This is a genomic window from uncultured Roseobacter sp., from assembly GCF_947495275.1.
In the GTDB taxonomy this organism is placed as follows: domain Bacteria; phylum Pseudomonadota; class Alphaproteobacteria; order Rhodobacterales; family Rhodobacteraceae; genus Roseobacter.
On the sequence record NZ_CANLYL010000015.1, the window covers coordinates 56,053 to 70,153 of the forward strand.

Sequence of the window (14,101 nt, forward strand, 5' to 3'; positions counted from 1 at the left end):
GACCAAGGGAGGAGGAAGTCCCGGAGCAGTGGTCGTTTTATCGGATGTTATTTCTGCGGGTCGTACCAGCTGGAAAGACCTTCTTGCAGGCGCTTGCCCGCATCTTCCGGGCTCTCCTCACCTTTGATCACAGCCACGGAGGCGTTCCATGTCTCGTTCTCAAGGTTTGGCGTGCCACGCGACAGGACCTGATAGGTGGACCGGATGGTGCTTTCACATTCGGCTCGCCAGGAAATAAATTCCTGTGCCAAGGGATCTTCCAACGTGACAGGTGCATCAGACAGCGGAAAGAACCCCGGCAGCGCATTGGCAAAGATCGTGGCAAATTCTGACGAACCCACCCAGTTGAGGAACGTCTTGGCCGCTTCGGGGTTGGGTGTTGCGGCGTTCATGCCGATCCCGATGTCGGTGTGGTCGGAGATATAGCAAGTGTCGCCGGCATTTTGGACAGGTGGGTAGAATGCGCCCATCTCAAAATCCGCCAAGCCGTTGAAGCCGGAGATCTCCCACGACCCTGTCGGATAGACAGCGGCGCGGCCCAGCGTGAAGATGTTCTGGCTGTCCGGGTAGGTTTGTGCCTCGTAGCCATCGCCCAGATAGTTACCCCATTTTGCAAGCTGGCGGTAAGGAGCAACCCAGGCCTCATCCGTCAGTTTCTGATCTCCGGCCAGCAATGCCAGGCGCCCTTCTTCGCCTTTCCAATAATTCGGCCCGATGTTGTTGTATCCCATCGTCGCGGCTTCCCACTGGTCATTGGTGCCCATCGCCATCGGGATGTAAGTGCCGTCCTCTTTGATCTTGTCGAGTGCCGCAAAGAACTCAGCTTCGGTCTTGGGCTCCTCGATGCCCAGTTCAGCAAAGGCATCCTTGTTGTAGATAAATCCGTGGATCACCGAGGCCATGGGCACACAGTACTGGATTGACGCATCGTCAGTGCTCCAACCCGATTTTGCCACCGGCGAGAAGCTGGCCATGCCCTCGAGGCCGCTGATGTCCGCAAGGTGACCCGCTTCAAACAGAGCCAATGATGCATCGAAAGGACGGCATGTGATAATGTCGCCTGCCGATCCCGCATCCAGTTTCGAGTTCAGCACGGCGTTGTATTCCGCAGGCGCGGAGGGTGTGAAGTTCAATTTGATCCCGGGGTGCGCGGCCTCGAATGCCGGAATGATCTTATCCTGCCAGATGGCCAGGTCATCGTTGCGCCAGCTCTCAATGGTCAGCGTCACATCTTCCGCAGCAGCAGCCCCCGCGAGCACTGTTGTTGCCAGCATGGCACCGATCAGTGTTGATTTAGTCATGGTTTTCTCCCTTTTTGACAGTCTTGTCTTGGTTTGAATTCAGGATATTCATACATTCCGCCAAATGCCCGTCGTGAGCATTCAACATATCCTCCGCCTTTTCAGGCGAGCACCCCGCAGCAATCAGAATTGCCAGCTTGGTATTCCCTTGGACCGCTTTCAGGGCTGACTGCGCAGCCTCTCGGTTCACATTTGCAATGTTCATCACCATTCCGGCTGAGCGGTTTTCTAATTTCGCGTTATCGGCAACGACATTGACCATCTGCCCCTGATAGACGTGGCCGAGTCGGATTCCCATGAGCGATGACATCATGTTGAGCGCAACCTTTTGCGCTGTCCCCGCTCCGAGGCGCGTAGATCCAGCGATGACCTCTGGCGGTGTGGCCAGGCAAATCGGAATATGCGCGAGATCAAGCAGCTTTGAGCCCTGGTTGTTTGCGATCGCAATCACCTTGGCGCCCTTGTGTCGCGCGGCCTCGGCCACCGCGAGAGCATAGGGCGTTGTGCCGCTGGCGCTGAGCACAATGACCACATCGCCATCGCGAAGCGTCTCGGCAATAACATCGGCGGCACCGTCATCATCTTCGGTGTGTCCGGGCATATTGCCATCAGCCGGTATCCCACCCGCCATGTGAATACTTACAGATTTTGTTGATACGCCAAATGTACCCGGCAACTCGCAGGCATCGGCTAGCGCCATCAGTCCGGAGCTCCCGGCAGCGGCATATGTAATTCTTTTGTCGGACCGGACCGCTTCGGCCATCGCCTCGGCCGCCTGCAATATGTCTTGTGTCGCTGCGCGTACAGCCGACAATGCCGCTACTTGGCCATCAAGCAGGGCATCCGCGGCCTTAAGCGCAGGAAGCGCGTCCACGACTTCATGATCAGGCAGGCATTCTGTTGTTGGCAGCGGCATTCGAATCTCCTCTCTGCAATCTAATACCTTTTAAATACCTTTTGTCTACCATTTTTTAACACCTTCGAAAAATATTATGAAAACATAACCAATATTGGCATATTTAGGTAAAAAGGTCTTTTATTTCAGAAATAGGTATTATAAAGGTATTGCATGTCTCATTCAGCCCATACATTCCTTGTTGGCGTAGATGGCGGCGGTACGGGGTGCCGAACCGCTGTTGGTACGCTTGCTGACGGCGTCCTTGCGCAAGCGCAGGGCGGCAGGGCGAATGCGGCGACAGACCCAGATATGGCAATAAGAAATATTCTCATCGCAGTGAACGCTGCGGCAAAAAAAGCTGGTATTCCGAAATCTGCACTGAAGAATGCCGTGGCCCACCTTGGTCTGGCCGGTGTGATGACGCAGAAAGATGCTCAGCGAATCGCGATGGCGCTGCCATTTGAGAAATCTCTCGTTACAGATGACCGACCGACTGCGGTAAACGGGGCATTGGGGGGCGAAGACGGGTACCTGCTATCTGTCGGAACAGGAACAATCTCTGCCGCAAACCGATCCGGCACGTTCAGTTACATTGGTGGTTGGGGGTTTCACGTCGCCGACCAAGGATCAGGCGCGTGGCTCGGTCGGGCATCACTGGAGCAAACGCTTCTTTGTCATGACGGTCTGGCTGAACATACCGAGTTGACCCGAACATTGTTTGCCCGGTTTGAAGACGACCCCAATGCGATTGTGGCATTTAGCATGTCGGCCAAACCCGGAGATTATGGCGCGCTTGCGCCGATGATCGTTTCTGCGGCGAACAACGGCGACCCTTGGGGGAGCGCCATTATGCGCAAAGGAGCGGATTATCTCACCCGTTGTTTGGATGCGCTGGGCTTCCGGCCTGGAGACAGGATGTGTCTTTCTGGTGGCGTCGGCCCCCATTACGCCGCGTATCTCCCCGATGAATGCCTGACGGGGCGTGTCGCCTCAAAAGGCACCGCATTAGACGGTGCATTTTCCTTGGCACGAGCGGCGGCAACCTCGTTGCAGGAGGACGCATGATGAGCATCCCGGAATTTCTGTCGCCCAATGGGTGGCTGCAATCAGACGGCGGACCCCGCTACCTTCAACTGCGCCAACGGCTCAGCGAGGGGGTTGACCAGGGCATTCTGAAAGCCGGCAGTTCCTTGCCTCCTGAGCGTGAACTTGCCGCCATTACGAATCTGTCCCGCGTCACCGTCCGAAAAGCCATTCAGGCGCTCGCAGAGGACGGGGTTATCGTTCAAAAGCAGGGGTCGGGCTCCTTTGTTGCCTCTGACACGCCCAAATTTGAACAATCCTTGTCGCGGTTGACATCTTTCAGCGAAGACATGTCCCGGCGCGGGATGGCATCCACCAGCATCTGGCTGGAACGCGGTGTCTTCATGCCGTCACCGGATGAGGTACTGGCGCTGGCGCTCACTGCTGATGCATCCGTGTCCCGTATTGCGCGCCTGCGTACCGCTGATAATAAGCCCATGGCAATTGAACGGGCCTCGCTATCGACGGAAATGCTGCCAAACCCACTGATTGTCGAGACTTCACTGTATGAAGTTCTTGAGAAGGCGGGGTTGCGTCCGATCCGAGCGTTGCAGAAGATTTCCGCGATAAATCTTGCTGAAGATAACGCCAACCTGCTCGAGGTGTCCCCTGGTGAAGCAGGGCTGCGAATCGAGCGTACTTCCTATCTCGCCGACGGTCGTGTCGTCGAATTCACCCAATCGATCTACCGCGGAGACACCTACAATTTTGTGGCTGAGCTTCGCCTTGCTAAAGAATAGGTCTGCACAATGACAAATCCTCAAACGCAAATGCGGCGGGAAGTTCTGGAAATCCCCGTTGCCGTTGAGCGGCTGCTGAAAAACGGTCGTGACGAGATCGCGCGTGCATCCGATGCGCTTCGGTCTCAGAACCCTGCTTATTTGGTGAGTGTGGCGCGTGGCTCTTCGGACCATGTGGCGACCTATCTCAAATATGCATCCGAACTCCTTTTGGGAACACCCATTGCTTCCATTGGGCCTTCAATTGCTTCGATCTACGGCAAAAGACTGAATCTGGAAGGCAGTGCTTGCCTGTCAGTGTCTCAATCCGGGAAGAGCCCTGATATCGTTGAAATGGCGCGCATGGCCCGGTCTGGTGGCGCGTTGTCTATTGCTATGACCAATGATCCAGCCAGCCCCTTGGCGCAGGTTGCCGATCATACCTTGAACCTGCACGCGGGGCCTGAGCTGAGTGTGGCGGCCACAAAAACCTTCGTAAATTCGGCTGTCGTGGGTATTTGGTTGTTAGCGGAATGGGCAGAGGATGACGCCTTGCGTCGATCCATTCAAAATTTGCCTTCGAAGCTCCAGCAAGCCGTGCAGATCGACTGGCCAGAAGCCCGAGCAGCAATTGGTAATCGGAATTCCATATTCTGCCTCGGTCGAGGACCTGCATATGCGGTCTCAAATGAAGCCGCGTTGAAGTTCAAAGAAACCTGCCAACTTCATGCGGAGTCCTACTCTTCCGCGGAAGTCCTGCATGGCCCGGTTTCAATCGTAGACGGTGGCTTTCCGGTTGTTGCACTGGCAGCCCGGGATGAGGCGGAACAGGCCTTGGCCACCGTGGCAGATGAAATGGCCTTAAAAGGTGCCAAGGTGTTCGCGACAAGTGGAAAGGTCGCGCAGGCAACGCAGCTGCAGACCGTGCGCACCGATCACCCGCTAACCGACCCAATTGCGTTGATCGCCAGTTTCTATGCGATGGTCGAGCGGGTTGCAGCTTCTCGCGGGATCAACCCTGACGCCCCGCGCCACCTCAAGAAAGTGACTGAAACGGTATGAACGATGTCGTCAAGGCATATGTTGGTGCACAGATTCATGACGGTCATAGCCTGCATGAAAATCATGCCCTTGTTGTAGACAAGCAAGGGGCCACATCGTTGTGCCCGCATTATGCGTTGCCGCCCGGGTGCAAGCTGCAAAAGCTCGATGGTGGCATGATCGCGCCGGGGTTTGTCGATTTACAGGTCAATGGCGGGGGCGGGGTCATGTTCAATGATGACCAGTCCGTTGATGCGCTCAGGACGATTGCGAAAGCCCATGCCGGCATCGGGACCGCAGCCTTGCTCCCAACGCTGATCACTGACACGCCAGAACGCACGAAAGCGGCCATCAGGGCCGTCAAACAGGCCATCGCGGAAGGGGTCCCGGGGATTGCGGGCATCCATCTGGAAGGGCCGCATCTGTCGGTACGCCGAAAAGGCGCGCATGACCCCGATCTTATCCGCCCCATGGAAGATCAAGACTTGCGGCTGCTGATTGAAACGGCGGAGCAAGTACCGAATGTGATGGTCACCGTTGCGCCCGAAAACACAACCGTGGCGCAGATGGAAAAACTGACAGATGCGGGGGTAATACTTTCGCTGGGACACACGGATGCGGATCACGATACCTGTACGACCGCCTTTGATGCGGGCGTTAAATGCGTCACCCACCTTTTCAACGCGATGAGCCAGATGGGGAATCGCGAACCCGGTCTTGTGGGGGCAACGCTTGCCCGCGACGACGTTTATGCCGGTCTTATTGCTGATGGCATCCATGTCCACCCAACGACGATGCGGAATGCCCTTGCTGCAAAGGCCGTGTCTGATCGGATTTTTCTGGTTACCGATGCCATGGCGACAGCCGGTTCAGCGATCAGTGGTTTTACGATCAATGGCCGCAGGGTTTTCCGGAAAGACGGTCGGTTGACGCTCGCGGATGGGACGTTGGCGGGGGCCGATTTGGAGATGGCGCGGGCTATCTCTATCCTCACTGAGGACGTTGGGGAAGAAATGCGGCGCGCGCTCGCCCGTGCTACCTCGCTCCCGGCAGAAATTCTTCGGGACACTCAAGGGCTGGGTAGCCTGTCGGGCAAGCTGAGTTCAGTGCTGTATTTCGGCAAGGGCCGCCTCGAGCCGGAGTGGCTTCACCGTGTCACGGAAGACGCGAACGATATCGCTTTTGCCCCATAACTGAAAATCCCTCACGACTCAGTGTGCTCGATAATGGCGCGGCACGCCAGAATCCTTTGTGGCCTGATGTGCCCAATTGCTTGGGGGTTGACGTGAATTTTTGCCCCGAGAGCCAAACTTGCGATCGACTTTCTGACTGGTCAAAATGCCAAGCGATCTATGTTTTCCGGCCAGATGCAGAGCCAGGAAAAAGGTAAAACGATCAACCGGATGTTCGAGAATTAGTCCCGCCGGGACCGACATCAGTCCAGTGGCCGAGGGTACTCTCGTGCTGTCAACAGATGGCGCGGGAATCGTCGACGAATTGAAAAATCGCGCAATCTGTGGTAGAATTCTGTCTCTATTTCAAAAAACTTATTTCGCTCGGAGACTTTGTCATGAATATATTTTCAAGGCGTATTGCGCCAACGATATTGGTTTGCCTGACGTTTTCTATCGCTGCCGCACCAACTGCGCATGCGCAAAGCGCGGGGTGCGAGGGTTTGTTGCTCTCGACCTCTGAAGACTTCACCATGCAGCAATCTGAAGGTCCCGATGGCAACCCCATTGTTTCGGATGGTGACCTTCTGGCATTTAACGGCGGGACAACAACGATCTGCCGTCGAAACAGAGAGCTTCTGGAGCGGTTCGATATCCCGCGTGTGGATTTTGGGCTGGATGCGGTGGCCGCCGTCGATCGTAACCGGGAGGTGATCGCCTTTTCAACCGAACTGGACGATCCCAATGGTCAGTTTGGCGCAGGTGATCTGATTTTTACAACTGGATTGGTTATTCCCAATTCAGCCCTGACGCAGCGATTTGATTTGCGTCACGACATTGGACTTGATGCAGTGAGCCTGTTGGGGCGTCCGGAGGGGTGGCGTGAATTCATCGCAAAGCTGGACGGCGTTCCGCGTCGTGAGATTGTGCAGCAACCGGAGATAATTCTCGAACTGCTGAGTGCTTTTGAGATCGACATACTCTTCTCGACCGAGGGTACGGCGCCAACAGTGAAGAGCCCGCGCTTCATAGATGGTGATTTGCTATCGGTATTGAGCGGCACGATCTTCCGGTCCAATCAGACGCTTCTTCCCTCGCTACCTGCGGGCATTCCGTCCAAGGGGGTTGATTTCGGACTGGATGCCTACACGTTTGGTGTCGATCCTCAGACCGGCGGACCAACCGAGTTGATGTCGACGGAAATCGATATGCGGGCCGATGGCATCTTGACGGATGGTGATGCGCTGCAACCCGGGCCTACCTTGCGGTTCCGCAATGAAGTTCTGTTGAAATCCCTGCTTCCTGCGACGTTTGATCTGGGCCTCGATGCGCTACATCAGACAGCCGGGGAAATCGCTTGTGGCGCCCCCTCAATCACACGAATCAGCAACATCGACATCACCAACATCAGCGGCGGCCTGGCGCAGACACCTGGCCTGAGCGATCGGCCTTTTGGCGGGTCTTTGCGCATTCAGGGTGCCATGCCCACGTGGTTGGAGTGCCCGATCCTGCCGCAGTATGAGTTTCGTGTTGAAATTGATGATGGTTCCGGCTTTCCAGCAATTGGCGACCCCAACACACTTGCGGTGCCAACAAACTGGCGACGCCAACTTGACGGCAACCCTTCTGTGATCATTGATTGCGTGCCCTCCGTCACCAACCCTCGCCAGCTATATCAGCCTGACAGCAACGGGTGGTTCAATCTGGCGGACTACAGGCGTTTTGACGAATGTGGGGAAGACGCAAGCCTTGCGGTTTGGAATTCCAATACGGTTGCGACCACTGTCGAAGCAGGCAGTCCACCGGTGACGGTGCGATTCCGGCTGGTCATGCGAGAGGTTGGCAGCGCCGTACCTTTCTCGGTCTCTGCACCTAAGACTGTCCGGATTGACAACAACAACTACAAGCTGCCCAACAGCAAAGACATGCCACTGACCGGCGACATGTCGATGAACCTTGCGGTTGCTTCAGGATCTGACGCTCAGGTCAACGATTGCGACGTCACCGCTGGATCCAGCGATGTCATTCTTGATCTGCTAGGGCGCGCGCGCGATCAGCATTTCTGGCGCTACACCCTGCGTTGGGCAGGCGGTAACGCGGTTGGCTGGCATCCCATTGCACCAAATGACCGTGACGGTGGCGGCATCGTTCAGCCGCTGGATGCCGTGTTTGACAACGACGGTTCGGATCGTGCTGAAATCAGCCTGGGCGGAACCGTTCCGGGCAATGCGACAAACGTGCTTTTGTCTGAGTTCAACATCACCCAGGCTCATATTGCAGCGACGGGCGGGCAACCTCCCATTGAATGCGGATATGCAGTTGAAGTCACAGCCTGGGATCGGACGATCGTCGGAGGATTTAATGCGCCAAACAATACCTTCGGCACAACGGTCCGGCGCGAAACCTATCCGCTGGCGTTCTGCTTCCAGCCTGGGTGATTGCAGGCGACCCACAGTCAAGGAGCGCCCCGGTTCCACCGGGGCGTTCGTGACATCACGGTGCCTGTGTTACCAGGGCATAAGCCCGGTATAGCGGTGTCTTGTGACCACGTTGTGAGCCATTTCCGCGAGCGTTGTGAGGTCAAAAACCGGCAGCTTGAGCGTCTCTTGGATGCGCGCCGCATAGGGCGGTAAATCCGTGCATTCCAGCACGAGTGATTTCATCTTGGGCGATTTGCGGATCAGGGCTTGCGCGGCATCCAGAACCTCTCGCTCCACTTTGGCCAAATCCATTGAGGTTCGTTCATTTCGCAGTATCACCGCCGCAAATTCGTCGCTTTCCTCCAGTCCCTGAACGACCACCGGGATCTGCTCGGCGCCGACGGCCCTAAGATGATCGGGGGTCAAGGCATTAGCATCTGCGGTCAGTATCCCGGCGGGTGCCGACCCGCCGGCCATCTGGAAGGCCAATGGAACCTGGATCAGACTGGAGGAGAACACCGGCACATCAACGGCTGCGCTAAGCTCTTTCTGGAACAGCGCGAGAAATCCACAACTGCCGGTGATCGCACGCACCCCATTGCGCTCCAAACGCTTGGCGCCATCAAGGAACGGTTGCAGCAAATCCAAGCTGGGATTGTTCAGCAAATCCGGAACTGTCACACCCTGGATCATCTCGTAAAGAACCGGGAACGACAGGCTGGAAGGGTTCTTGATGTGGCCCGGCGGTTTTGGGAAATAGCTTTCAAGACACAGGACGCCAATCGTCGCCCCGCAGATATTCTGCCCACCCGGATGTATCGTCACAAGTCACTCCTGAAGTTTGTTGTTGCTAAAAACGCTGCGGATCGAAGGGAGCGAGATCGAGGTTGGGGACCACATCCGTGACGATATCCGCCACTAGCTCACCGGTTTTTGGCGCCATCATCAACCCGTAGTGGGAATGGCCGAAAGCCGCAAAGAGGCCCGGCGCCTGCTCAATTTTTCCCAAAGCAGGCAGGCTGTCTGGGAAGGACGGGCGACGCCCCAGCCAAAAACGCATGTCTGAGGCATCAAGATCAGGCAGCATGGCTTTGGCCTGACGCGCCAATAGGGTTTTCTTGCGCTGATTAGGCGGCGCATCTATCGCAGCAAATTCAGACGAACCGGCAACCCGAATACCCCCTTCCATGGCGCTGGCCACAATCTTGGCATCCACGTCCATGATTGAATTCTGCAATCTTAGGTCAGCTTTCGGGAACTCAACGTGATAGCCGCGTTCGCTCAGCAAAGGGACAGATAGCCCAAGTGGCTTCAACAACTCAGCACTCCAGACACCTGCCGAAAGGATCACCTGCCGCGCCGGGATATCTTCGCCGGCTCTTTGCAGGAGCCAACCGCCGGTTTCGGCGCGAGTGATCGCGGTGATCTCTGTTCGAAGGATTTCTCCGCCCTGATCCGCGACCTTTTCCGCCAACACCTGGGCGATGCGACCCGGTGATCGGGCGCGGGCCTGACCCTTGATGATGATTGCCGCCTTGAATGCAGGCGACAGGGCAGGTTCCAACTGCTGCAACGCCTGTGCCCCGAGCAGGTCCATATCGGCCCCTTTCTCGCGCCGTATGGCATACCCGAGGTCGGATAGACGCGCCTTTGAAGCATCGCGAAACGCATGCACATAGTAGCTGTCTGCCACCAGATTTTCGTGTCCCGTCCCTTCCAGATGCCGACGGAACAACGTGACCGAGGGCGTGCAAAGGATTTCCATTGCGTCAGCGGTCGAACGGGTCGCCCTCTCACTGGCGTGGCTCAGAAAGCGCAACCCCCAAGGTATCATCTTTGCCCAAACGCGCGGTTGTACGGTGAGCGGCCCGGATGGGTTGAGCAGCATTCCGGGAATGTCCCTCCAGATACCCGGAACCGCTTGCGGCACAATTGACCATGGAGAAATCACACCGGCATTGCCAAAGGATGCCTCTTGCCCCGGCGCGCCCCGGTCGATCAGACGTACGCGCTGGCCGCGCTCCTGCAACGACAACGCGCAGCAAATGCCGACGATTCCGGCCCCGATGATCGTGATTGGCTGGTCCATCTTGTCAGGTTGATTCAGCCATGCTGCGTCGGGCGATGAGCTGAGACAGGATGACGGGCGAGGCAATGATCAGCGCGATGAGATCAGCGGTCAGGGAAGGCGCAACAAAGATCAACCCGGATACAGCCATCAGAATGCGCGAGGCACGGCCCATTGGCGTCAGCCAATATCCCACAACAGAGGTCGACAAGGCGATCACCCCGGCGATGCAGGAACTTGCGGTATATGTGAACTCCCAGAGGTCGAAGCCGGTCGAAGACACGAACAGCAGCACCGGCGCGTAGACAAATGCCATAGGGGCCACGACCTTACCCAACCCTAGAGAGAACGCTGACAGCCCGGTCCGGAAGGGGTTGGAATTGGCAATCGCAGCCGCCGCATAGGCCGAGGTGCAGACCGGTGGCGTGATCTCGGACACGACACCATAGTAAAGTACGAACATATGGCTGGCGATGGGGGGCACGCCAAGTTGGGCAAGCGCCGGCTGGGCCACGGAAACCAGCATGATGTAGAGCGCCGTTGTCGGAATGCCCGCCCCCATCAGAATGCAGGCAATTGCGATGAAGACAAGCGAGATGAAGAGTTGAAGATCCTGAACCGTGAAGAGTTCAAACAACCCGCCCAGCGACATGAAGCCATAGAGATCAGAGGCGAGATTACCCGCACCCTGCGTGACCATGAAACCAATACGGAACCCGATACCGGTGGTGTTGATCACACCAACAACAATGCCAACGGCAGCTGAGGCCGCGCCAACCGCCAATGCGTATTTGACACCCAGTTCCATGGAGGCTGCCATTTCCGGTATTCGAATGCGAGTTTGTGGATTCAAGGTGGCAACAGCCGCACTCGCGCAGAGGATTGCAGTCATCGTCAGGTCGAAACCGCCATCCGAGAATTTCCACAGCACAAAGGCAATGAAGGCAGCCGCATAGATCAGGGTCGGAGGCTCCCTAAGACGGGACATGCCCGCAACGACGGCCAAAGAGATGCCACAGAAGGCCGACATGAAGGGCGTATATCCCGAGAAAAGGACGACCAGCAGCCCGATCAGCGGCACGATATTCGCCCAGCCTTCCCGCCAGACGGCGGCGAGTTTCGGCAGTTGTTCTTTTGTGAGCCCTTTGAGGTCCAGTTTGCGAGCCATCAGATGCACAACCGTAAAAACGCCGACATAGTGCAGCAGCGCCGGGAAGATCGCGGCGATCACGATCGTCGTGTAGGGGAGCTCAAGGAACTCGGCCATGATGAAGGCCGCAGCGCCCATAATCGGTGGCGTAATCTGACCCCCGGCGGAGGAGGCAGCTTCGACCCCGCCGGCGAAGTGGCCCGGGTATCCAAGACGTTTCATATTTGGGATGGTCAGCGCGCCGGTCGACACGGTGTTGGCGACCGAAGATCCTGAAATGGTCCCAAAAAACGCGGATGACACAACAGAAACCTTGGCAGGCCCACCTGTGTAGCGACCGGCAAGAATGGTTGCATTGTCGATGAACAGCTGGCCCAGACCGGTCCGCTGCGCGATCACCCCAAAGAGCACGAAGTGGAAAACGATGGTGGAGACCACCCACAGGGTCACGCCAAAAATCCCTTCCTGTGGAAAGTACATCGATGACACGAAGGTTTTGAAGTTCACACCGGGATGTTTCAGAAGTCCCGGAAAGTACTGGCCCAGCAAGGCGTAAGAGATGAACACACATATGATCAAAGGCAACACCCATCCCAGCGTGCGTCGCGCGATGTCGAGCACCAGCAGGATGATGACAACGCCAAAGAAGACATCGTAGTTATTTGGGTTGCCCATACGGAACGTTTGTTCCTCGATCCCTAGCGAAGGAATGCCGCGCCAGGCCAAACCGACATAGAGTGCCGAGGCTACGCCAAGCGCCATGAAGACGAGGTCATAGAGAGGTATGTTACCTATTCGGAACGCACTAACCTTGTAGGCAAACAGGCTTCTCGACCCGATGATGGGGAAGAGCGCATATGTCAGTATGAACAGACCAGCAAGGTGCCACCCCATATGCCAGTGATCGGCGGGCAGGCCGAAACCGGCTGTGATAAAGTGATAAAGAGCAAAGAGCAGTGATATCGCGCGGAGAATCTGACCGGTGGTTGGCCCGACGGCGCGGGTTGCCGAACCCTCGTCGTACTTTTCCTCGATTGCAGCCAGTTCCGCTTCGGTCAGCTCGTGTTGATCTGATTGAGATTGATCTGACATGAGCATGATCCCCCGTGATATGCATGCATTTCAAGAGTGCTGTGCCCCCGGTTTGGGGACAGCAGCTTCGCGTTTGACCAGGAAGGGTCGGGTAATTACTTCAGCAATCCGGCTTCTTTGTAGAACTTCTCCGCGCCGGGATGCAGCGGCACACCCAGAGCGGATACGCCATCCAGCGCCGTCTCTGCGGTGATCTGTTTGCCCTTGGCATGCCCGTTATCAAGAAGCTTGCGGGTATTATCATTCCACAACGCCTTGGTGAGACCATAGACCAATTCATCGCTCAGATCGGATGAAACAACCAGCATTGCAGAGACCGCAGGGGTCAGAATGTCCTCATCAACACCCTCATAGACGCCGGCCGGAATTTTCGACGGGATATAGGCTGGAATGATCTCATTGATCTTTGCCAGGTCTTCTTCGCTGAACGAATGGAGCGCCATACCTTTGGTCGATGCCAGTTGCACCATCGCGGCTACCGGCCATCCGGCGGCATAGAAATAGGCGTCAATCTGACCATCTGCCAAACGCTCGGCTGATTGGCTGTTGTTGAGTTCGGCCTCTTCCATATTGTCCCGATTGACCCCCCAGGCATCAAGCATCTGCAGCACCGCCACCTGGGTGCCTGATCCCGCCTGAGCGATCCCGACGCGCTTGCCCTGCAGATCACCAAGGTCAGCAATGGTGCTTCCCTTTGGCATAACCAGGTGCAAATCTTCCGGGAAGAGGTTGGCGACGATACGCAGCTTTGGGTGCGGTTTGCCTTCGAACTTTCCTTCACCAAGATACATCGACCGCGTCACGTCCGCCGCAGCAAGACCGGCTTCAAGTTCGCCATTCTGCACCGCGGCGTTGTTGAAAACAGAAGCTGTGGTGGATTGCGCGATTGCGATCAATCCAGGGACACCGCATTGTCCGCCTTCATCGCAAGCACGGGAGCCCGGAGGCGCTGAAATGCCATTTGCGATCGTACCACCGATGGGGAAATAGGTGCCACCCGCGCCACCGGTACCAATGCGGAAAAAGGTGGGATCCTGTGCAGCAGCAGGAAGCGCAAATGCACCAGCCAATGCGATCCCAGCCAGAGTCTGTAGAAATTTCATGTCGTTCTCCCGGTTGATAAACTTCAGAATCGGTTGGTCCGATTTGTTCTGAAG

At 56.5% G+C, this 14,101-nt stretch carries 11 protein-coding genes; 5 read left to right on the forward strand and 6 right to left on the reverse strand.

What is annotated here, in order from left to right; all coding sequences use genetic code 11:
* Positions 1-47: 47 nt before the first annotated feature.
* Both Q0802_RS21025 and Q0802_RS21030 read right to left on the reverse strand, forming a co-directional pair.
* Positions 48-1,301: an ABC transporter substrate-binding protein gene (locus tag Q0802_RS21025; protein WP_298921825.1), complete on the reverse strand. Its 1,254-nt coding sequence runs from the start codon at positions 1,299-1,301 to the stop codon at positions 48-50.
* Positions 1,294-2,217 carry an N-acetylmuramic acid 6-phosphate etherase gene (locus tag Q0802_RS21030; protein ID WP_298921826.1) on the reverse strand — a complete coding sequence of 308 codons (924 nt, stop codon included), beginning with the start codon at positions 2,215-2,217 and terminating at the stop codon, positions 1,294-1,296. The genes Q0802_RS21025 and Q0802_RS21030 overlap by 8 nt, the downstream gene beginning before the upstream one ends.
* Before the next feature lie 153 nt (positions 2,218-2,370).
* Here Q0802_RS21030 and Q0802_RS21035 point away from each other — a divergent pair, with 153 nt between their 5' ends.
* The 5 genes from Q0802_RS21035 to Q0802_RS21055 all read left to right on the forward strand — a co-directional run bounded on the left by Q0802_RS21035 (position 2,371) and on the right by Q0802_RS21055 (position 8,652).
* Positions 2,371-3,264 carry a BadF/BadG/BcrA/BcrD ATPase family protein gene (locus Q0802_RS21035; protein ID WP_298921827.1) on the forward strand — a complete coding sequence of 298 codons (894 nt, stop codon included), beginning with the start codon at positions 2,371-2,373 and terminating at the stop codon, positions 3,262-3,264.
* Positions 3,264-4,022 (forward strand): GntR family transcriptional regulator, encoded by a 759-nt coding sequence (locus Q0802_RS21040; protein ID WP_298921828.1) that lies wholly within the window; start codon positions 3,264-3,266, stop codon positions 4,020-4,022. Before Q0802_RS21035 ends, Q0802_RS21040 begins: the two co-directional genes overlap by 1 nt.
* Before the next feature lie 9 nt (positions 4,023-4,031).
* Positions 4,032-5,063 carry an SIS domain-containing protein gene (locus tag Q0802_RS21045; protein WP_298921829.1) on the forward strand — a complete coding sequence of 344 codons (1,032 nt, stop codon included), beginning with the start codon at positions 4,032-4,034 and terminating at the stop codon, positions 5,061-5,063.
* Positions 5,060-6,235, forward strand: coding sequence for an N-acetylglucosamine-6-phosphate deacetylase (gene nagA / locus Q0802_RS21050; protein WP_298921830.1), 1,176 nt, complete (start codon positions 5,060-5,062; stop codon positions 6,233-6,235). The genes Q0802_RS21045 and nagA overlap by 4 nt, the downstream gene beginning before the upstream one ends.
* Before the next feature lie 377 nt (positions 6,236-6,612).
* Positions 6,613-8,652, forward strand: a complete 2,040-nt coding sequence (locus Q0802_RS21055; protein WP_298921832.1) for a hypothetical protein — start codon at positions 6,613-6,615, stop codon at positions 8,650-8,652.
* Positions 8,653-8,721: 69 nt separating this feature from the next.
* On the opposite strand, the gene Q0802_RS21060 is transcribed toward Q0802_RS21055, so the two are convergent.
* The 4 genes from Q0802_RS21060 to Q0802_RS21075 all read right to left on the reverse strand — a co-directional run bounded on the left by Q0802_RS21060 (position 8,722) and on the right by Q0802_RS21075 (position 14,047).
* Positions 8,722-9,459 carry an aspartate/glutamate racemase family protein gene (locus Q0802_RS21060; protein ID WP_298921833.1) on the reverse strand — a complete coding sequence of 246 codons (738 nt, stop codon included), beginning with the start codon at positions 9,457-9,459 and terminating at the stop codon, positions 8,722-8,724.
* Positions 9,460-9,484: 25 nt separating this feature from the next.
* The gene (locus Q0802_RS21065) at positions 9,485-10,723 is read right to left on the reverse strand and encodes an FAD-dependent oxidoreductase (RefSeq protein ID WP_298921834.1); all 1,239 of its coding nucleotides are present in this window, start codon (positions 10,721-10,723) and stop codon (positions 9,485-9,487) included.
* A 4-nt stretch (positions 10,724-10,727) separates the two neighbouring features.
* Positions 10,728-12,944: a TRAP transporter fused permease subunit gene (locus Q0802_RS21070; RefSeq protein WP_298921835.1), complete on the reverse strand. Its 2,217-nt coding sequence runs from the start codon at positions 12,942-12,944 to the stop codon at positions 10,728-10,730.
* 95 nt (positions 12,945-13,039) lie between these two features.
* Positions 13,040-14,047 carry a TAXI family TRAP transporter solute-binding subunit gene (locus tag Q0802_RS21075; RefSeq protein WP_298921836.1) on the reverse strand — a complete coding sequence of 336 codons (1,008 nt, stop codon included), beginning with the start codon at positions 14,045-14,047 and terminating at the stop codon, positions 13,040-13,042.
* Between the last annotated feature and the right edge of the window lie 54 nt (positions 14,048-14,101).